This window comes from Paenibacillus sp. S-12, assembly GCF_030363895.1.
Taxonomy (GTDB): domain Bacteria; phylum Bacillota; class Bacilli; order Paenibacillales; family Paenibacillaceae; genus Paenibacillus_B; species Paenibacillus_B alvei.
Genome location: NZ_JASIUF010000005.1, coordinates 514024 through 535331 on the forward strand (window position 1 = coordinate 514024; position 21308 = coordinate 535331).

Below are 21308 nucleotides of genomic sequence, written 5' to 3' on the forward strand. Positions count from 1 at the left end.
TACGGATATGATTAAGGAGTGGACAAACTTGGGTAAAATTGCATTCGTCTTTCCTGGACAAGGTGCACAAGCGGTCGGGATGGGCAAGGATGTCTATGAAGCGGTTCCTGCTGCGCGCGAAGCGTTCGATACAGCAGAACAAGTGCTTGGATTTCCGCTGAAGGAGCTCATTTTTAATGGGCCGGATGAAGAATTGAAGCAGACAGCAAATACACAGCCTGCACTTCTAACGACAAGCTGTGCGCTGTATCGCGCATTTGAAGCGTCCGGAATTCGTCCAGATTATGTAGCAGGACACAGCTTAGGCGAATATAGCGCGCTTGTCGTTGCGGGCGTACTTTCTTTTGAGGATGCAGTCGCCATCGTTCGCCAGCGCGGGCAATTCATGGAGCAGGCTGTTCCGAATGGACAAGGCGCCATGGCTGCTGTGCTTGGAGCAGAGCGTGAACAGTTAGGCGCATTATGTGATGATATTAGCCGCACAACGGGCTCTGTTGAGATGGCTAATATCAACTGCCCTGGACAAATCGTTGTGTCAGGAACAGTGGAAGGCGTTGCAGCTGTCATTGAGCGAGGGAAGGAAGCTGGCGCGAAGCGCGTGAAGCAATTAGAGGTTAGCGGTCCATTCCATTCCTTGCTAATGAAGCCAGCCGCTGAAAGACTGGGAGAAGCGCTTCAAAAGATAGACTTCCATGATGCAGCAGTGCCCGTCGTTGCCAATGTATCTGCCCGTCCTGAGCAAGGAGGAGAGCGCATTCGTGAACTGCTCGTTGAGCAGGTGTTCTCGCCAGTATTATGGGAGGACAGTGTACGCTACATGATCGAGCAAGGTGTAGGCACTTTTATTGAGCTGGGTTCCGGATCCGTGCTTGCTGGATTGATTAAGAAGATCGACCGTTCGGTTAAAGTAGTATCGCTCAACAGCCTTGAGGCAATTGAAGCGTTCCATGCAGCTGAATAGCGGTTTTTTATAGAAAAGAGTTTTTTAATTAACTAGCACTTGTACTGATAAATCTAATGAAGCTGGGCGCAACCCGCTGCGGTATGCGCCCGGAAAATATAAGGGAGGAACATGACCATGTCGAGCTTTGAAGGCAAAGTGGCGGTTGTCACAGGCGCTTCTCGCGGCATAGGCCGAGCGATTGCGTTATGCTTGGCAGAGGCTGGTGCTGATGTAGTTGTGAACTATGCAGGCAGTGAGGCTGCTGCGAAGGACACAGCTGCAGCCATTGAGGCGCTGGGACGCAAAGCCATCACCGTTCAAGCAAATGTGGGCAAGACAGAAGAGGCTGAGCTTCTTATGAAAGCAGCGCTGGATCAATTTGGCCGTATTGACATATTGGTGAATAATGCCGGAATTACAAGAGATAATTTAATTATGCGGATGAAAGAGGAAGAATTTGATCAAGTCATCGAAACGAATTTGAAAGGCGTATTCAACTGCGTTAAGGCAGTAACACGTCCGATGATGAAGCAGCGTTCCGGCCGCATTATTAATATCTCGTCCGTTGTCGGCGTACTCGGCAATCCAGGCCAAGCCAACTACGTCGCTGCTAAGGCAGGCGTTATTGGCCTCACGAAGGCATCTGCCCGCGAGCTTGCATCGCGCGGCATTACGGTGAACTGCGTTGCGCCAGGCTTTATTGAGACAGATATGACGGATGCGTTGTCCGATGAGATGAAGGCGCAGCTTCTCAGTCAGATTCCGCTTAACAGACTTGGTCAGCCAGAGCATATTGCGAAGGCGGTTCGCTTCCTGGCATCTGATGATGCGGAATATATGACAGGCCAAACCATTCATGTAGATGGCGGCATGTACATGTAAGAGGCTTCTTCTAGGCTTCTCCGTTCATGGCAGCATGGACGTTAAGCGATATATAGGGTGGAAGTGCAAAATTGCTGATAGATTGGCAATTAGCAACTTTGCCCTAATAATTGGAAATGGCCGTGAGAGATCAGGTCGTTTCTACCAGCAAGCCGTTTTGATATGGCAATTTACAATGTTTTTTCGTATAATACCAAAGAGGAGGTGAACCGGATGTCAGCAGAAGTGTTGGAGCGTGTAAAGCGCATCATCGTTGAACGCCTTGGCGTTGATGAAGCAGAAGTTACGCTTGAAGCATCTTTCAAAGAGGATCTTGGCGCTGATTCCCTCGATGTTGTGGAATTGGTGATGGAATTGGAAGATGAGTTTGATATGGAAATCTCTGATGAAGACGCGGAGAAAATTACTTCGGTTGGAGAAGTAGTGAATTACATACAATCTCATACCTAAGTTACCGAGTCCCGTTCTTCGTTAACGGGACTTCTCCTCATTATCGCAATATCTGAGTGCGGCGGGGCCGCATTCTCCATCATATAGAAGCTTGAACTGCAGAAGTAGAGGTGATTCTGATTGAAGCACAGGGTTGTAGTGACCGGCATGGGTGTCGTAACCGCTCTCGGCTCGGAAATTGAGACATTCTGGAACAACTTGTTGGAAGGGAAATCCGGAGTATCTCGTATTGAGGCGTTCGATGTTACAGATTATCCGACGCAAATTGCCGCTTCCGTGAAGGATTTCAATCCGGAAGATTTCATGGATAAAAAAGAAACAAGACGAATGGATCGATTCGTTCAATTCGCGGTAGCAGCGAGTAAGAATGCTTTGGAAGATGCGAAGCTGGATGTCAGAGAACAGACGAATCCAGATCGTGTCGGCGTCATTGTCGGTTCCGGTATTGGCGGTCTTGGTACTTGGGAAGATCAACATACGGTACTGATGGAAAAAGGCGTTAAGCGTGTTAGTCCATTCTTCATTCCGATGATGATTGCGAACATGGCGTCTGGACAGGTATCCATCACAGTCGGAGCCCGTGGACCGAATACAGCGGCTGTATCTGCTTGTGCAACAGGTACACATTCCATCGGTGACGCTTACAAGATTATTCAGCGCGGCGATGCGGATGTAATGATCTGCGGCGGGGCAGAGGCGACGATTCGTCCGATCGGTATGGCAGGTTTCTGTGCGATGCGTGCGATGTCAACGCGCAACGATGAGCCGGAACGCGCAAGCCGTCCGTTCGATGTAGACCGTGACGGATTCGTTATGGGCGAGGGCGCAGGCGTGCTTGTTCTGGAATCGCTGGAGCATGCGCTGGCTCGTGGTGCTCATATCTATGCAGAAGTAGCTGGTTATGGCATGAGCGGAGACGCTCATCATATGACAGAGCCAGATCCGACAGGCGCTGCATTGTGCATGACACGTGCGCTGGCTGATGGCGAATTGTCACCGGAACAAATTGATTACATCAACGCGCATGGCACCTCGACTCCTGTCGGAGACCGTTCGGAAACGAAAGCGATCAAGTCCGCGTTAGGTGAACATGCATATAAGACAGCAGTGAGTTCTACAAAATCCATGACAGGGCACTTGCTCGGTGCAGCAGGCGGCGTGGAGGCGGTTATTTGCAGCTTGGTGCTGCAGAACGGCATGATTCCGCCAACGATCAACCTGGACAATCAGGATCCGGAATGTGATCTCGATTATGTTCCGAATGTAGCTCGCAAAGCCGATGTTCAAGTAGCAATGTCCAATTCATTTGGCTTCGGCGGACATAATGCTACCATTGTCTTGAAGAAATACGAAGCATAAGGAGTCAGACAGTTGAGTGTAGAATTGAAGCAGTTACAACAGAAACTGAACATTCATTTTCGGAACAGACAGCTGTTGAAACAGGCGTTCACCCATGCTTCCTATGTGAACGAACATCGCTTCGGCCAGCACCAAGACAACGAACGCCTTGAATTTTTGGGCGATGCTGTGTTGGAGCTGACAGTGTCAGAATTTTTGTATCACCGATGTCCGACACGGCCCGAAGGGGAGTTGACCAAGATGCGTGCTTCCATCGTATGTGAGCCATCTCTCGTGAAATTTGCCAATCAGCTTAATTTTGGCAAATACGTTCTGCTAGGCAAGGGAGAAGAGCTAACGGGAGGACGCACTCGTCCCGCTTTATTGGCGGATGTTTTTGAGTCGTTCATCGGCGCGCTCTATTTGGATCAAGGCTTAGAGGTGGTGCGGGATTTTCTGCGCGAGCATATATTCCCGCAAATCTCGCTTGACGGTAAGCTGCAGACGAATGATTACAAGACACAGCTGCAGGAGTTAACGCAGCATCACAATTTGGGTTCGCTTGAATATCGAATTATCGAGGAACGCGGCCCGGCACATGAACGTGAATTCGTATCTGAAGTATGTATGGGTGACGAATGCTTAGGCCGCGGAGTTGGCCGTTCGAAAAAGGAAGCGGAGCAGCAGGCAGCGGCACAGGCACTCGAGCAATTAGTCATTCCGAAATCATAACGTACTGTAAGGCCGGCGCGCGTCGTCGGCCAGTTTCGCAGAAAGAGCAAAGAACAGCGCGCGAAGCGAGCGGAATTGGAGCTGCTTACAGGCTGGTTTTTGCTCTTTCTTTGTCCGAAGCTACGTTACCGCGCGGAAAATTGACAGGATGTCCATGCGACGATTCGGATTCGCGATATGGTACAATAATCGTTGAGGTGATCGAAGAACGATGTTCTTAAAAAGGTTGGAACTGGCGGGCTTCAAATCGTTCGCGGATCGGACGGAATTAGAGTTCGTCCAGGGGATTACCGGCGTTGTCGGCCCAAACGGCAGCGGGAAGAGCAACATCTCTGACGCAATCCGTTGGGTGCTCGGAGAACAGAGCGCCAAGTCACTTCGCGGCGGGAAAATGGAAGATATTATCTTCGCGGGCAGTGATGCGCGCAAGGCTGTGAACTACGGAGAAGTGTCATTAACGCTGGAAAATAGCGATAATACGCTTCCACTTGATTTCAATGAAGTGACAGTGACGCGCCGTGTACATCGAAGCGGCGATAGTGAGTATTTTATTAATAAGCAGGCTTGCCGATTGAAGGATATTACCGAGCTGTTTATGGATACAGGAATCGGTAAAGAAGCATACTCCATAATTGGACAAGGCCGAATTGAAGAAATTTTAAGTACTCGTTCTGAAGATCGACGCGGTATATTCGAAGAAGCGTCTGGAATTGTTAAGTACAAATCCCGCAAACGAGACGCGAAAAAGAAGCTGGACGAAACCGAGCAGAACTTGCTGCGCATTCATGATCTGGTCGTAGAACTGGAGGATCAGATTGGACCGCTCAAGGAGCAGTCTGAAAAGGCACGGCATTATAAGCAGCTACGGGAATGGCTGAAAAACAAAGAAATAGCAGTCTATGTTCATCAAATAGAAGAACTTCATGTCTCTTGGCAGCAGGCGAATGAGAAGCTTGCTCAGTTGAAGGAACGTGAATTGTCCTTATCAACTGTAGTAAGTGAGCATGATGCAAAGCTGGAAGTGCATCGGATTGAGTTGCGGAAGCTGGAAGAAGAGCTTGAGAAGCTGCAGGCTACTCTTCTTCACTACAGTGAAGAGTATGAGAAGTGTGAGGGACAAGGCGAGGTTCTGAGAGAGCGCAAGCGGAATCTGACGTCGAATGAACAGCAGATGAAGGCAACCTTGACGACGACATCGGAGCGGATGCGTGCGAAGCAGTTGGAAGTACAGTCTGTACGTGAGAAGCTGCTGGCATTGCAGACCGAAATGGCTGAGATTCGTGGCTTAATCGTGGCGGAAGAAACACGGCTAGCTGGTGTAGCTGGAGGGACAAGCTCGGATGCGGAAGAGAGTCTGAAGGGGCAACTGCTCGAGGTTATGAACCAGATGGCCCAGCAGCGCAACGATATTCGGTACTATGACCAGCAAAAAGAAGCGCTGCAAAAACGTCTCGATAAAATGAATACAGCTCGAAACAAGCGCGAGCAGGAGAAAAAGGATCTTCAAAAGAAGGTAGAAGATGCGAAACGCCGCAGTGAAACCCTCATGGAAGACCTTGCTTATATTCGAAACCGTTATATGACTGAGAGTGAACAGCTGAAGCAGGATGAGGCGCTTCTCGGCGAAACGGAGCAGGCCGTTCGCAAATGGCAGCAAAAAGCGGATGCAATGGTGTCCCGTCGTGATACGATGCAGGAGCTTCAAAATGATTTTGACGGCTTCATGCTCGGTGTAAGGGAAGTGCTTAAGGCCTCCCGCCGTCCAAACGGACTGCAGGGCGTGCACGGCGCTGTTGCCGAACTGATTCGCGTACCGGAACAGCTGGAGACGGCGATTGAGACGGCACTCGGTGCAGCCTTGCAGCACATCGTTATGGAGAATGAGGCAGTATCTCGGAACGCGATCATGTTCCTAAAGCAGCGCCAATTAGGCCGAGCGACTTTCCTGCCACTGGATGTTATCCGTCCGCGTTCGCTGCATGATACAGATCGCCGAATCGTGAATGGAGCGGAAGGGTTCGTGGGTGTAGCAGCAGATCTGGTTAAGTCAGACGCTGCCTATGCCAGCATTGTTGGGAGCTTGCTCGGGAATGTCGTGATCGCGGAATCGCTGGAGGACGCAAACCGAATTGCAGCGAAGCTCCAATATCGCTATCGTGTTGTGACGCTAGAAGGCGATGTCGTCAATGCCGGCGGCTCTATGACAGGCGGAAGCTTGAATAAGAAGAGTGCGAACCTGCTCGGACGTCAGCGTCAATTGGATCAGCTGGAAGCAGATATTAAGGAAGCTGAAAAGCAGCTGGCCAAGTTGACGGAAACCTATACGGAGCTGAAGCAGCGCACAACGACTGGTTTGAAGCGGCTGGATGATCTTCGAGAGCAAGGAGAAACGAAGCGCATTAATGAACAGCAACTGACAAGCGAGATTGCGCAGCTGGAGAAGGAAGAACGCCAGCTGTCAGAAACGCTTGAGATGGAGCAGCAAGAGCTGGCGCACGCGGCAGAGGAGATGTCCACGCTGGATGCTGGCCGTCGTACTGCGGAGGCGCGGCTTGCCGAGCTGAAAATTGATGAAGATCGGCTGCATGTCTCGATTGAGACAGCGGAATCCGCACGCAAAGCGAACGAGTCAGAGAAGGAAGTGCTGCAATCGCAGCTTACGGATTTGAAGGTTCGTCAAGGCAAGCTGGATCAGGAATCGTTCTCCCTGCAGGAGCAACTGACGCGATCCGAGCAGGAAGCGAAGGCGTATGAACAAGAGTATACGCAGTTAACACAAGGGTTGATACAGGTTCAGATTGATCTGGAAACGGCAGAGCGCGAGACGATGAAGCAGACGGAAGACTTAAATCATTTCAGCGTGAAGAAGCAGGAAACGGGCAAACAGATCGAGTTCAAGCGTGCGGATCGTGCGCAATGTGTTGCTCGATTGGAGCTTGCCGAGAGTGATACAAAGGAACAGCGCACAGAGTTGAAACAGGTGGAAGAGTCCATGCGCCAAACCGAAATTCAAGCGAATCGGCTTGATGTTGAGCTGGATAACCTGCTGCGCAAGCTGAGTGAAGAGTATGAAATTAGCTTTGAACTCGCAAAGCATCGGTACGTTATGCCGGAAAATATTGAGGAAGCAAAGCAGGAAGTGCGTGATTTGAAGAAGCAGATCGCTGCGCTTGGAGAAGTGAACCTTGGTGCAATCGACGAATTTGAACGAGTAAATGAGCGCTATCAGTTCCTCAGTGAGCAAAAAAATGATCTAATCGAAGCGAAGACGACATTATATCAGGTCATTCGAGAGATGGATGATGAAATGTCAAAGCGGTTCAAGTCTACATTTGATGCGATTCGCAAGCAGTTCGTCGTCGTGTTCTCGAAGTTGTTCGGCGGAGGGCGGGCCGATCTCGTATTGATTGATCCGGATCATATTTTGGAAACGGGAATTGACATTGTGGCACAGCCACCAGGCAAAAAGCTGCAGAACCTGCAACTGCTGTCCGGTGGGGAGCGCGCACTAACAGCAATGGCGCTTCTGTTCGCGATTCTGCATGTTAAGCCGGTTCCATTCTGTGTACTTGATGAAGTAGAAGCAGCGCTTGACGAAGCGAACGTTACGCGATTTGCTCAATATTTGCGTGAATTTTCCGAGCAGACTCAGTTCATTGTTGTCACTCATCGCAAAGGGACGATGGAAGAGGCTGATGTGCTGTATGGAGTTACGATGGAAGAGGGCGGCGTATCGAAGCTCGTATCCGTAAAGTTGGAAGATGATGAAGCAATCATTGCATAAGGGGCGGAGAGGACATGAGTTTTTTTAAGAAGCTAAAGGATAGCATCGCAGCGAAGACGGAGTCCGTAACGAATATATTCAAGGAAGGCTTGGAGAAAACTCGCAAAGGGCTCGTGGAGAAGGTAACGGAGCTCATTACGCGACGCAAGAAAATCGATGAAGCATTCTATGAAGAATTGGAAGAAATCTTAATTGGTGCCGATGTCGGCGTGACGACCGTTATGAACTTGATTGACGATCTTCGCGATGAGGTGAAGAAGCGAAAAATCGAGGACGCTGCTGATCTGCAGCCGGTATTGTCCGAGAAGCTTATCGGGCTTCTGCGTGGCGATGATTCTAACAAACTGAACATAAATCCGAATGGAATGACCGTCATTCTGTTCGTCGGTGTTAATGGCGTCGGGAAGACGACTACGATCGGAAAGTTGGCGCATCGTTTCAAGCAAGAAGGCAAATCCGTTTTACTTGCGGCGGGAGACACGTTCCGCGCTGGTGCAATTGAACAGCTGGAGGTATGGGGACAACGTGCTGGGGTTGACGTCATTAAGCAGCAGGCAGGCTCTGACCCAGCGGCAGTGATGTACGATGCAGTGCAGGCAGCGAAACAGCGCAATGTAGATGTGTTATTGTGCGATACAGCAGGACGCTTGCAGAACAAAACAAATCTGATGGAAGAGTTGAATAAGATCTTCCGCGTCATTCAGCGTGAAGTGCCAGATGCTCCACATGAAGTATTGATGGTGTTGGATGCAACAACGGGTCAAAATGCACTGAATCAAGCGAAGCTGTTTGGTGAGAAAAGCGGCGTTACCGGTTTAGTGCTCACGAAGCTGGACGGTACGGCGAAGGGCGGCATAGTCATTGCGATCCGTCAAGAACTGAACCTGCCAGTAAAGCTGGTTGGTCTCGGCGAGAAAATGGGAGATTTGCAGGAATTCGATTCCGAGCAGTTCGTTCATGCTTTGTTCGCAGGACTGATTGCAGAAGCGGAGCAGGAAGAAGAACAGCAAGCATAAGACCATTCAGGTAGAAAAAGGCGTCCCAGTCAGGGACGCCTTTTTATGAAATGATATTGGTTAGAATATCGTGCAGCTCATCAAATTTGCAAAGTACTTCGCTGTGATAACGGCTGTTTGGATAGCTCCGGCAGTGACTGAGCACAGCATAATTGCTTGCACTCCCGAAAGGCAAAATGTGTACAGCCTTGGCATTGGGATAGCGCAATCCGAGATAGAGCGTAATCAATGGCTGTGCCTGTTCTTCTGAAAAAATGCTCTGTCCCGATTAAGGCTTGCAGTCCCGTTTTGTGCATCATTTGCGCTGGCTGAGGAGCAATCCCAGTAATAAGCACGATCCCGCCTTGCTGCTGGATACGGCTCACGAATGCGGATAGATGCGCAGCTGCTGTTGTGTCCAAATACGGTACACGCCCCAGCCGTAAAATTAGCACATGCGGTGTATCCTCGCATTGTGAGGATAGTGCTTGCTCCAACGTGTGGGCAGCGCCAAAAAACAGCGTCCCCTCAACACTGACCATACTAATTTGAGGACATTTCCGTCCGTCCTTTACGACGCTTGCAGATACTTTGGCTTTCTGATCCTGCGGATCAGGCAGAACCTTATCGACCTTTACTTCTTCACTCATTCGCTTGATAAACAATATGATGGCGATCGCAAGCCCAGCCTGAACGGCGACCGTCAGATTCATGAACACAGTCAGCAAAAAGGTAACAACTAAAATAAGCGAGTCTGCTGTTTTCGTTCGTGCAATCTTGGCAAATGTTTTTCGCTCGCTCATATTCCAGGCTACCAGCATCAATATCGGGGCCATTGCAGCCAAGGGAATAGCTGAAGCAAAGGGAGCAAGGAACAGCAGCACGAGCAGTACGACGATGGCATGTACCATACCGGATATAGGAGAAGCAGCTCCACTGCGAATATTGGTAGCTGTGCGTGCAATCGCCCCGGTTGCCGGTATTCCCCCGAACAACGGTGCGATCATATTTGCAATGCCTTGCCCGATCAACTCTCGATTGCTGTTATGTTTTTCACCAGTCATACTGTCGGCAACAAGTGCAGACAACAGAGACTCTACTCCGCCGAGCAGTGCAATGACAAAAGCAGGCTGGAGCAGTAAAAGGATACGATCCCAACTTAATGCTGGCCAATGGAAGTCAGGAATACCGCTAGGTATCGCGCCGAATGTCGTACCAATCGTAGCAACCTGGTTCGGATACAGCCAAGCAGCAATAAGGCTTGATAAAAGAAGTCCTACCAGGGAAGCTGGAACCTTGGGCATGTACTTGGGTACGAGAAGAAGGGCAACAAGACAAATACAGGATGTCAGTACACTGTACAAGTTGGCCGCTGGGATATGAATGATCAGCTCACGCATATTGGCAATGAAGCTGTCCTGCTTCTCAAGGTGAAGCCCTAAAAAGTCAGCAATTTGACCTGTAAAAATAATGACGGCAATCCCTGAAGTAAAACCGATGGTTACAGGCCGCGGGATGAAGCGGATGACTGCCCCTAAGCGCAGCAGTCCCATTAAGACAAGCATTACTCCCGCAAGAAAGCCAGCGATCAGCAGGTTTTCAAACCCATATTGCATGACAATTGCGAATAATATCGGAATAAATGCACCGGTAGGGCCTCCGATTTGAAACTTGGATCCACCAAGCAGCGAAATAATAAATCCGGCGATTATGGTTGTATATAAGCCGTATTCAGGCTTAACGCCGGAGGCTATGGCGAATGCCATGCCTAACGGGATGGCAACGACACCGACGATCATGCCTGCAATCATATCTTTTCTAAAAGATTGCCAGCTGTATTCGGCATAGCGACCGCGCCACAACGGTTTCATGTATGACTCCCCACCATTTCTAAATATTTGATTATTTGAATATTTAAAATGATAACGGTGATTCGCATACCTGTCAAAGCGTATAGGAAGGGATGTGGTGTGCTTTTATACAAGAAAGAGAGGAAACAGGAGTCGGGGACTCATATTCCTCTCTTTTTTAGGACGATTCTTGGTTTTTCATGTTTTTCAACATAGATATGGAATTGACTAAGTGGTTATTGAAAATTTGCTTCGCGACTTGAAGTAAATCCTTGATCATCGGGTCACGCAAGGAATAAATAACAGAGGTTCCATCCTTAACGCCATACACTACGTTTTTGCCGCGCAGAACGGCCAACTGCTGAGAAACAGAAGATCCTTCCGTTCCGAGTATGGATTGAATTTCGTTAACTGTTTTATCTCCTTCGCATAGGATCTCCAGAATCTTTATCCGCAAAGGATGCGCTAATGCTTTGAAAAACTCCGCCTTAAAATGCTGAATATCCGGATACATGTTGGCTTTCTCCCTTATTCACAATAAAAGAATCCAATACAGGTTAGTGTTAGTTTACCACAAAACGAATGCTAGCGAAAAAGGGATTGCAAAATCAAGTTCAAATCAGTCTTCTCATAGAAAGAAATGTAAACAAAATTTATAATACCATAAAATACTATAATTTATATTTAAAGATTACATTGACAGTTAGATCAAATCACAATATGATGAACAAGTGATAATGATTCTCAATGTTGATGTAAAGTGTATACGGCATCATGTTGGACACCAGGGGGTAGTAACTTTGAAAAAGAAATATCAAGCGGTACTGGCGATATTATTCACAGTGCTTCTCGTCGTGGGATGCGGCTCTCAAGCAAATGGGGGCAGCCAAGCCGACGATAGTCAACCAGCCGCTAAGAAAACAGAAGCCGCGCGAGAAATTAAGCACGAGCTCGGTACGACAGAGGTGAAAGGATCGCCGAAGCGGGTCGTAGTGCTCGAATTTTCCTTTGTCGATGCGCTTGCATCACTTGATTTGAAGCCTGTCGGCATTGCCGATGACGGAAATAAAGATCGAATTTTGAAGACGCTAGCAGATAAGATTGGAGATTATACGTCAGTTGGAACGCGCAAGCAGCCAAGCTTGGAGGTAATAAGCTCCCTGCAGCCGGATTTGATTATCGCGGATTGGAAACGTCATAAAGCGATTTATGAAGACTTGAAACAAATTGCTCCTACAATCGTGCTGAAGAGTCTGGAAGCAAGTTATGAAGACAATTTGGCGTCCTTCCAGACGATAGCAGACGCCCTGAACATGAGTGAGGAAGGAAAGCAGCGGTTGGAACAGCATAAGGATAAAATCAATGCTTTGAAGGCTCAAGTGCCGCCATCAGACGAGAAACAGACCGTCATGTCGGCTGCTTTGCGCAAAGAAAGCTTCAAAGCGCATACATCATCCTCCTATGACGGCGCCGTATTGGAAAAGGTCAGTCTGATGAATGCGATACAGGATCCGAAGGAACCCTATGCGGAGCTAACATTGGAGCAATTGCTGAATATCAATCCCGATATTTTGTTCCTGATGAAGACAGACGGAGAGCAAACGATCGTGGACGAGTGGTCCGTCAATCCGTTGTGGCAGGAGCTGAAGGCCGTGAAGAATAAAAAGGTCATTGAAGTGGATCGCAATTTATGGACACGCTGGCGCGGCATTGTTGCCGGGGAATTAATGATGGAAGAGGCAATTTCGAAACTGTACGGAAGCGGGAAAGTGGAGAAATAATTTGTAAGACAGGAAACGGGCGAGGTAGGCGTTACTTGTTAACGTCTACTTTTTGTCTGCCCAGGAACGAAAAAAGAAAGGGGCATTGTAACGCATGACGGGATTACGTCACGGCGGTAGGCGCAAGGCGTTCGGCCTGTCGCTGCTGCTTGGCTTCGCATTATTATCGGCAGGGGTCATGATCAATGTGTCGCTGGGCTCCTCCTCGATTTCATTTCCTACTTTGCTGAAGGCTCTGTTCTTCGCGGACAGAACGAAGGAGATGCTTATCGTTCAGGAGATCCGATTGCCCCGTGCGTTAATCGCAATTCTGATCGGTGCCAGCTTGGCGGTCGCAGGTACGATCATGCAGGCGATGACGCGCAACCCGCTAGCTAATCCGCAGGTGTTCGGCGTCAATGCTGGCGCTTCGCTCATAGTGGTAACGTCAACGGTGTTCCTGCCGGAGTTGACGCAGCAGCAGCTTGTTTATTCCGCATTTGCGGGAGCGGCTTTGGGCGGCTTTATCGTGTATTTTATCAGCGCAGGGGGAGATTTAAAGCCGGCCCGACTCGCCATTGCCGGAATGACCGTCCATTTTTTTCTTTCGTCCATCACACAAGGATTGATCTTGTTTCATGAGAACACAACGGACAGCATTCTCTATTGGCTGGTCGGCGCGATAGGCAATCGGAATTGGCATCATGTTGGTGTGCTTCTTCCATGGGCAAGCATTGGCTTGTTGGGCGCTTTGGCTCTGTCGAAGCCGTTAACGATGCTGAGCATGGGGGATGATGTGGCGAGGGGGCTCGGAGCAAGAATCGAGGCAACGCGATTCGCCGGCGGTCTGCTCGTCATTATTTTGGCGGGAGGCTCGGTGTCCGTTGCCGGCCCGATTGGCTTCGTAGGTTTGCTGGTACCGCACATCGTCCGGCTGATGGTCGGCGTGGATCTGCGTTATGTGCTGCCTTGCTCCGCCCTGTATGGATCGGTGCTGCTGGTGTATGCGGATATTGCTTCACGCTATATCTCGTATCCGTATGAGGCGCCAATTGGGATTGTCACCGCCATGCTGGGAACACCATTCTTCTTGTACTTGGCATATGCAGGAGGGAAGCACAATGAATAGATCTGTAAATATGGCGCGCCGTCATCGGCTCGTCGTGCTCGCGTTAGTTGCGCTGCTTCTCATCATGGGCCTGATCAGCCTTGGAGTGGGGGCGGTCTATATAACGCCGAACCAAGTGATCGAGACGATGTTGGGGCAAAGCACAGACCATGCGTTCATCCTTGGCAAATACCGTTCGCCTCGAATCGTCTTGTCCGTTCTTGTGGGCGCCGGGCTTGCTATATCGGGAACTGTGCTGCAGGGCGTACTGCGGAACCCGCTTGCTTCTCCGGACGTTATCGGAATTACGAAAGGGGCAGGCTTAGCGGCTTGTGCAACCATTATTTTATTTCCTGGGTCATCGGCAATCGCACTGCCTTTATCCGCATTTGCCGGAGCGGCTCTGGTAGCCCTACTTCTATTTGCATTCGTATATAGGCGCGGAGCTCGTCCCACGACGCTGGCACTGACGGGCATAGCGCTTGGCGCGATGTGCGATGCAGGAATCCAGTACTTCATGTTCAAATACCCGGTCAGCGTCAATGCAGCACTGATTTGGCTTACCGGAAGCATATGGGGCAGAGGCTGGGATGAAGTGATGGGCGTACTGCCGTGGATGCTGGCACTCATCCCGCTTGCGCTGCTGCTGTCTTCGAGGCTGGATGTGCTGAGCTTGGGCGATGATGTAGCGACAGGCCTGGGGGAACGGGTGAAGCGGCAGCGTCTTGCGCTGGTAGCTGTTTCAGTAGCCTTGGCAGGCGCATCGGTGGCCGTTGTCGGCGCAATTGGCTTCGTGGGCTTGATCGCTCCGCATATGGCGCGCCGGCTTGTGGGCGCCAAACATGGCATTCTTCTGCCCGTATCGGGCTTGTTAGGCGCCATCTTGGTGTTGACGGCCGATACGCTTGGACGCGCCATCGTTCCGCCAATCGAGTTCCCGGCAGGGTTAGTGACTGCCGTAATCGGGGCTCCTTATTTCCTTTACTTATTGCGCAGAGAACGCAAGATTCGCTCCTAGCCCTCGCCGGCTTTCATAGGTGAAATATGGAGCCGTATGTCAGAGGGTACACTGTTCTATCACGGTGATCATACGATTTGGTTAGCTGACTATATTTCTTCCCAATATATAAATAAGACGAAGAAAGACGGAGAGACCAAACTGGCTACTCCGTCTTGTTACTTGTTAGAAGGCACAAACCAATGCCAGGTCAGGTAGAATAAGGTGCATGGTTTTCCGAATGTGCTACTTCCTGCTTGCGGCGAAGCAAAAATCCTCCTGCGGAGGACAATAGATACATCGTGCCGCCAATAACATAGACGGCTTGGGGTCCCCAAATATCAGAGATTGTTCCAGCGAACAGTACGGATACTCCGAACAATATGTATGAGATGGTGCTTTGCGCGGCAAAAACATGCGGCTGTTCTTCAATTGGGGTGACCTGCTGTACATATGTACGCTGAGCAATATCACGAAGCTGATAGAATGGCCCCATTAGAACCACTATAGCTAATGCGACAAATGCTTGCGTGTTCCAAGCATACCCGTATACGAGCAAACTGACACCAAACGATCCGATCAGGATCGTGCCGACCAAATGGTTATGAATGCGTGCAGACAGCTTCAATGTAATGAGTCCGCCAATAATTGTTCCCGCATAATAGGCTGCATTAATATATCCCCACCACGCTTCATCTTTATGGAGCACCTCCTGTGCAAAGACGAGCGTAACACCGCCAATCCATATTCCACCGGCTACTCCTTCAAGAATGTCCATCCATGTAATGACGCGCAGCTTAGGATGCGTGAACAGGTATGTCCAGCCTGCCAGGATAGAGTGCGATTTCTTATTTGATTTCACACTCTCTTCTTGATGGTAAGATAATTTGAAAATGCAGAGGCAGCCAAGAAAAAGAAGACCTGCGGACAATTGCAAAACCAGGGAATGTCCAAGCTTGGCAACCAGTATTCCGCCCATGATCCATCCAAGTAAAGATAGCATTTGCATACTGGTTGATACCAGACTGTTCGCGTGAACCCGCTTCTCTTCCTCCACCAAGCGCGGATAGAGGGCATTTGCCGCTGCAGAAGCACAGCCCTCTGCGTACCCAATGCCAATAATGGAAGAAAATGAATAGGCGAGAAATAGAGTTGTCGATAACATCGATGCGAGCGGCGATATAGAGAAGGCGACAATCGCCGACAGCGCAAACTGTAATATCAAAAATAAACGTGTAACGTACGCGAGGCTCATGCGGCGATACCAGATCGGTAGCATGAAGCTGCTCGCCAATATCGCCATCGATCGTATAAAGGAGACTGCTCCGGCAAAAGCAGCCGAATCCGTCATTTGATAAACAGCTGCTATCAACGTCATCATATATAACGATCCGGCAAGATTGGCGAAGGATCTGCTGGATAGAAGCGAGTAGAAAGAGCGATTCAAAACCTATCACATCCTCATGTTGTTTCTAATTTTACACATTATAGCATGGATGATTTTGGTTTTTAAGAACTATTTTAAATAAATAATAATAATAAACTGATGTTGGGAATGGAGCAGCTACGAAATTTTTATACCGCCTTCAAGCAGGGCTTCAATTTTGCTCAAATGCTCCAGCATGAGAGTTGTTCATTCTGAGCTGCAATCGCGTTATAGATTTCCCGGTGCTCCTCCAGCAACTGAGCCGTGGATGAGCGTCCTCTGACAACCAAAATGCGCCGAGTCTCCCCCATATGCTCAGCACATTTTTGATGGTCATGTGCAGCATTGGGATAAGAACTTCATTGTGGCTCGCTTCAGCCAGCCCATCGCTTTAAGCATACTAAACGCTTCTCGTATAGTAGAACGGCCTACCGCATATGTTGAGAAAAATACTTCGACAGAAGGCAGTTTGTCGCCAGGGGTATAAATTCCACCGCGAAGCTGTTCAAACAGATGCTCTTGAATAAGCTTAGAGCCTTTTTTAATTTAATTTTCCGCCATGTAACGATATCTTCTTTTTACTGAAATATAAAATCAAAAAATATAAATATTATAAAATTAATTTTTAAAATTGAGTGACATTGGTTTCAATCATACGTTATAATATGCCAAAGTCATCAGATGACCTGAACAATTCAGCAGGTGGAAGATTAGGTTGAATCGTTCACTTCAGATGTTGACTTGGAACCAAGACATCAAGGAGGAGTTCATTCATGATAGCCAATGAAGCACGTGAGCGGCTGCTTAAACTGCTCGGGCCTGAGCGGTATCGCGATGATAAGGAAAGCCTGGTCACACACTCGTATGATGCTACGCCAATGATGCAGTCTTTGCCCGATGCTGTTGTATATCCGGAATCGACAGCGGATGTTCAGGAAATATTGCGCACAGCGAATGAATACCGTATTCCCATTGTGCCGAGAGGCGCTGCAAGCAATTTGTGCGGCGGTACTGTTCCTGTAGCAGGGGGAATTGTCGTAGCGATGACACGAATGAATAAGCTTATTGAAATGGATACGGAGAATCTTACAGCAACGTTCCAGCCAGGATTGAACACGAAGACATTCCATCGTGAGGTCGAGAAGCGGGGATTGTTCTATCCGCCAGACCCAAGCAGCATGTCCATATCGACATTGGGCGGCAACATTATGGAGGGCGCCGGGGGACTGCGCGGCTTGAAATATGGAACGACGAAGGATTATGTGATTGCGCTTGAGGCGGTGCTGCCGTCCGGTGAAGTGATTCGTACGGGAGGGAAATTGTACAAGGACGTTGCCGGCTATGATTTAACGAAGCTGCTGGTCGGCTCGGAGGGAACTTTGGCACTTATTACGGAAGCTACGGTCAAGCTGCTGCCAGCGCCGGGCATCCGCAAGACGATGCTCGTATCCTATAAGGATATTTATGCAGCTGCACGCAGTGTATCTCGGATCGTGGGCGCGGGCATTATTCCAGCTACACTTGAATTTATGGATCAGCCAACGATTCGCGTAGTTGAGGAGTACAATCACATCGGCCTTCCAACGGATATGCAGGCTGTGCTGCTTATTGAGCAGGACGGACAAGACGAGAACGTTGTCATGCGCGATATGGAAGCGATTGCAAAGATATGCAACGAGGACGGTGCAGACAGCGTCCAGACTGCGAAGGATGAAATGGAGGCAGAGCAACTGATGAAGGCTCGTCGCAGTGCATTGTCTACATTGGCGCGTATTCGTCCAACGACGATTTTGGAGGATGCAACCGTTCCTCGTTCGAAGATCGCTGAAATGGTGCTTGCGATTAATCGCATCGCCGAACAATATGGAGTGAACATCTGTACTTTCGGTCACGCCGGAGACGGAAATCTTCACCCAACCTGTCCAACGGATGCTCGCAACGAAGATGAAATTCATCGTGTTGAGCAAGCATTTGCGGATATTTTCGAGGAAGCGATTCGTCTAGGCGGCACCATTACAGGCGAGCATGGTGTAGGAACGGTAAAGGCTCCGTATCTGGAATGGAAGGTGGGATCTGCAGGCATCGATATCATGAAAGGGATCAAGCAAGTTTTCGATCCGAATGGCATTATGAATCCAGGCAAAATATTTGCCAAAGCTGCTCGTAAAAGGCTGGTGGTCTCCCGATGAGTCAACAACAATCAGAGGCGAACAATCTACTGCAGAAGGAGCTCGTTAAGACGCTCGACTACGAGCAGATGATGAACTGCATGCGATGTGGATTTTGTCAGCCGACCTGTCCGACTTATCAAGAGACTGGCTTGGAGGCAGCATCTCCACGCGGACGCATTGCCCTCATGAAAGCAGTAGCCGATGGCATTATGGAGCCGGATGAATCGTTCCAGAAGCAGATGAACTTGTGCTTGGGATGCAGAGCTTGTGAGCCGGTATGTCCTTCAGACGTCAAGTACGGACAGCTGCTTGAGCAGACGAAAGAGGCGATGCATGCGCATCATAATCCGCCGACGGCGGTCAAGGGACTGAAACGCATTGCACGCCCCGTATTTATGAAACACAATCGTCTGCTGCGAATAAGCAAGCTGTTGCAAACCTATCAGCGTTCTGGCTTGCAAAGCTTTGCTCGCAAGAAGAACCTGCTTCGGTGGCTTCCTCCGCAAATGCAAATGATGGAGCGCATTTTGCCGGAAGCGGACAGTCAAGGTGTTGTGAAGCGGGCGGGTGGACGGCATTTCTTGGCGAAGGGCGAGAAGCTGGGTACAGTAGGGCTGTTCCGCGGTTGTATTATGGACGTTTTGTTCACCGAAACGAACGTGAATACGATCCGCTTGCTGACGGAATCCGGCTATGACGTCATTATTCCAGAAGCACAGGGCTGCTGTGGCGCGTTGTTTGCTCATGGCGGAGGCGATACGGCTACGGCTAGGGATTTAGCTAAGCAAAATATTGCGGCATTCCGAGATGCTGGCGTTGATTACATTGCTTCCAATGCTGGCGGATGTGGAGCGTTGCTCGTTGAGTACGATCACTTGCTGAAGAATGAGTCGGAGTGGGTGGAGCCGGCCCAAAAATTTGCGAAGCAAGTGAAGGATATCAGTGATCTCATTATGCGTTCACAGCGTTGGAGCAATCTCCCGGTTATGCCGTTAGGCAATAGTGGAACGAGAGCAGAAGAAGCTGCTGAAACCGTTACTTATCAAGATTCCTGCCATTTGCGAAATGTAATGCGATCATCCAATGGCCCTCGTCAATTGATCCGCCGTATTTCGGGCATACAGTACAAGGAATTGGAAGGCGCAGATGTATGCTGCGGATCCGCAGGTATTTATAACATTGTACAGCCAGACATGGCGAATTCAATCGTAGATCGGAAGATGGATGCCGTTCGCGATACGCAGGCCTCGATTATCTTGACGAGCAATCCCGGATGCCTGATGCAGATGAAGGTTGGCGTAGAACGGGACGGTGTAGCTGAAAAAGTGAAGGTCATGCACGTCGTAGATTATTTTGCGGAAAAAATGTTGAAGTAATATTTCACATTACCTATAATTATATTGTAATAATATTTCATAAAATAGTAACAGACATCAATGCAGTCAATTTGCGGGGAAGATTGACTTCATCGTAGGAGGGGTTGAATGTGAACGTCATTCCACTTAATGAAGCATGGGCGGATCCAATGTGCGAGCTGTGGAACCGTGAACTGGGCGATCTGTTCCCAATGAGACAACAGCTGTTTTTGCAAAATAGCTTTCGAGATGTAAACGTTTACTTTCCTGGCTCCTGGATCGTCCAAAATTCAGACGGCTCCATTCTTGGTTTCATCATTGCAAAGAAATGGCAGGAAACAGAACGTGAGATGAAGCTTGGAGAAGGAGGAGGCTGGATTCAAGCTCTTGTCGTTCGTTCCGAAGCAAGGGGGCAGGGGATAGGCTCCGAATTGCTCGCACGGGCCGAACAGGCATTGCGTGAAGCGGGCGCTTCTCAAGTGTTTATTGGACGCGATCCGTGGCATTATGTACCGGGACTGCCGAAGGCGCTGTCCATGCATCGCCCATGGCTGGAGAAGAGAGGATTTAAGCAGCTCTACGAGGTTAGCGATATGCTGTCTTCCGAAAAGACAGAGCTGTTGGCAACCCCTGACTTTGCAGATGGAGGGATTATTAAGCTGCTCGAACCAGAGGACAAGGAAGAAATGCTGAAATTTTTCCGCCGCTGCTTCCCGGGAAGATGGCTGTATGAAGCACAATGCTATTGGGAGCGCGGAGGACAGGGAAGAGAGTTCATTGGATTGTTTCAGGGCAGTGAAATGATAGGCTTCTGTCGCGTCAATGATGAGCACTCTCCGCTTATTGCACAAAATACGTATTGGGCACCGCTTTTCGAAGAACCGTTAGGCGGCATTGGGCCGCTCGGCGTAGATGATCAGTACCGCGGCAAAGGATACGGTCTCGGCTTAGTTAAGGCGGGCATTGCAGAATTACAGCAACGCGGCATGCGCCAGTTAGTTATTGACTGGACAGAACTGGTTGACTTTTATGCGAAGCTTGGATTCCATACGTGGAAGAGCTACGACCTAATGAGCAAGGCCCTGTAAGCAAATTGAAAAGGAGAGTTCAAAAAGGCCGTGCTGATATTGCCTTCATATATCATCGTGATCATAAGCGTGCTTTTTGAACATTTCCTAAAGTATAGAAACGATGCTGGAAATATGGAGTTAACTGCGGCAAAGTCTAGTTGCGACTATCGGGCAGAACGGGAATCTCTACCTATTTTGACTAAGCTGATAGGTAGATGGCAACATCTGATTCGATTTCTCGTTGGGAGGGATATTTCCATCGTTTTCGGCACAGCTATAACAGCTATAAGAAGCCCTGGCAGATCCATACGTGCTGGGGTTTTATCTATAATGGGGGAATAAATATAATTGCACGTTATTGACGTATTGTTTAAGTGTTTGCGTCCTATTAATAGGATGCGGCTGTGCAGTCTTTGGATGATGCAAGAGAAAGCCATCCTATTTATG

At 49.2% G+C, this 21308-nt stretch carries 17 protein-coding genes; 13 read left to right on the plus strand and 4 right to left on the minus strand.

Annotation, left to right across the window (positions count from 1 at the left end; genetic code table 11):
• Positions 1 to 28 precede the first annotated feature (28 nt).
• The 7 genes from fabD to ftsY all read left to right on the plus strand — a co-directional run bounded on the left by fabD (position 29) and on the right by ftsY (position 9145).
• The gene (gene fabD, locus NO352_RS05195) at positions 29 to 961 is read left to right on the plus strand and encodes an ACP S-malonyltransferase (protein ID WP_268622104.1); all 933 of its coding nucleotides are present in this window, start codon (positions 29 to 31) and stop codon (positions 959 to 961) included.
• 117 nt (positions 962 to 1078) lie between these two features.
• Positions 1079 to 1825 (plus strand): 3-oxoacyl-[acyl-carrier-protein] reductase, encoded by a 747-nt coding sequence (gene fabG, locus NO352_RS05200; RefSeq protein ID WP_289355024.1) that lies wholly within the window; start codon positions 1079 to 1081, stop codon positions 1823 to 1825.
• 213 nt (positions 1826 to 2038) lie between these two features.
• Positions 2039 to 2275 carry an acyl carrier protein gene (gene acpP / locus NO352_RS05205; protein WP_005551886.1) on the plus strand — a complete coding sequence of 79 codons (237 nt, stop codon included), beginning with the start codon at positions 2039 to 2041 and terminating at the stop codon, positions 2273 to 2275.
• A 120-nt stretch (positions 2276 to 2395) separates the two neighbouring features.
• Entirely contained in the window at positions 2396 to 3634 is a 1239-nt protein-coding gene (gene fabF, locus NO352_RS05210) for a beta-ketoacyl-ACP synthase II (protein ID WP_289355025.1), read from the plus strand.
• Between the two features lie 12 nt (positions 3635 to 3646).
• Positions 3647 to 4345: a ribonuclease III gene (gene rnc / locus NO352_RS05215; RefSeq protein WP_005551889.1), complete on the plus strand. Its 699-nt coding sequence runs from the start codon at positions 3647 to 3649 to the stop codon at positions 4343 to 4345.
• 211 nt (positions 4346 to 4556) lie between these two features.
• Complete coding sequence (gene smc, locus NO352_RS05220) at positions 4557 to 8129, plus strand: chromosome segregation protein SMC (protein WP_289355026.1); 3573 nt, start codon at positions 4557 to 4559, stop codon at positions 8127 to 8129.
• Between the two features lie 14 nt (positions 8130 to 8143).
• Positions 8144 to 9145, plus strand: coding sequence for a signal recognition particle-docking protein FtsY (gene ftsY, locus NO352_RS05225; RefSeq protein WP_005551894.1), 1002 nt, complete (start codon positions 8144 to 8146; stop codon positions 9143 to 9145).
• Positions 9146 to 9225: 80 nt separating this feature from the next.
• Here the strand turns inward: ftsY and NO352_RS05230 are convergent, their stop codons facing one another.
• Both NO352_RS05230 and NO352_RS05235 read right to left on the minus strand, forming a co-directional pair.
• Entirely contained in the window at positions 9226 to 10995 is a 1770-nt protein-coding gene (locus NO352_RS05230; RefSeq protein ID WP_005551895.1) for a SulP family inorganic anion transporter, read from the minus strand.
• Positions 10996 to 11152: 157 nt separating this feature from the next.
• Positions 11153 to 11488, minus strand: a complete 336-nt coding sequence (locus tag NO352_RS05235; protein ID WP_005551896.1) for an ArsR/SmtB family transcription factor — start codon at positions 11486 to 11488, stop codon at positions 11153 to 11155.
• A 223-nt stretch (positions 11489 to 11711) separates the two neighbouring features.
• Here NO352_RS05235 and NO352_RS05240 point away from each other — a divergent pair, with 223 nt between their 5' ends.
• The 3 genes from NO352_RS05240 to NO352_RS05250 all read left to right on the plus strand — a co-directional run bounded on the left by NO352_RS05240 (position 11712) and on the right by NO352_RS05250 (position 14860).
• The gene (locus NO352_RS05240; protein ID WP_163979391.1) at positions 11712 to 12755 is read left to right on the plus strand and encodes an ABC transporter substrate-binding protein; all 1044 of its coding nucleotides are present in this window, start codon (positions 11712 to 11714) and stop codon (positions 12753 to 12755) included.
• Positions 12756 to 12849: 94 nt separating this feature from the next.
• Entirely contained in the window at positions 12850 to 13863 is a 1014-nt protein-coding gene (locus NO352_RS05245; protein WP_262866914.1) for a FecCD family ABC transporter permease, read from the plus strand.
• A complete protein-coding gene (locus NO352_RS05250; protein ID WP_268600675.1) occupies positions 13856 to 14860 on the plus strand; it encodes a FecCD family ABC transporter permease in 1005 nt (334 codons plus the stop codon). The genes NO352_RS05245 and NO352_RS05250 overlap by 8 nt, the downstream gene beginning before the upstream one ends.
• Positions 14861 to 15050: 190 nt before the next feature.
• Here NO352_RS05250 and NO352_RS05255 read toward each other — a convergent pair whose 3' ends face one another.
• Together NO352_RS05255 and NO352_RS05260 are read right to left on the minus strand one after the other, a co-directional pair.
• A complete protein-coding gene (locus NO352_RS05255) occupies positions 15051 to 16286 on the minus strand; it encodes an MFS transporter (RefSeq protein WP_289355027.1) in 1236 nt (411 codons plus the stop codon).
• 312 nt (positions 16287 to 16598) lie between these two features.
• Positions 16599 to 16811, minus strand: coding sequence for a GntR family transcriptional regulator (locus NO352_RS05260; RefSeq protein WP_326847666.1), 213 nt, complete (start codon positions 16809 to 16811; stop codon positions 16599 to 16601).
• 227 nt (positions 16812 to 17038) lie between these two features.
• Here NO352_RS05260 and NO352_RS05265 point away from each other — a divergent pair, with 227 nt between their 5' ends.
• The 3 genes from NO352_RS05265 to NO352_RS05275 all read left to right on the plus strand — a co-directional run bounded on the left by NO352_RS05265 (position 17039) and on the right by NO352_RS05275 (position 20879).
• Entirely contained in the window at positions 17039 to 18454 is a 1416-nt protein-coding gene (locus NO352_RS05265) for an FAD-binding oxidoreductase (protein WP_289355028.1), read from the plus strand.
• Positions 18451 to 19812 (plus strand): (Fe-S)-binding protein, encoded by a 1362-nt coding sequence (locus NO352_RS05270; RefSeq protein WP_289355029.1) that lies wholly within the window; start codon positions 18451 to 18453, stop codon positions 19810 to 19812. The genes NO352_RS05265 and NO352_RS05270 overlap by 4 nt, the downstream gene beginning before the upstream one ends.
• Positions 19813 to 19922: 110 nt before the next feature.
• Positions 19923 to 20879, plus strand: coding sequence for a GNAT family N-acetyltransferase (locus NO352_RS05275; protein WP_268622112.1), 957 nt, complete (start codon positions 19923 to 19925; stop codon positions 20877 to 20879).
• Positions 20880 to 21308 lie beyond the last annotated feature (429 nt).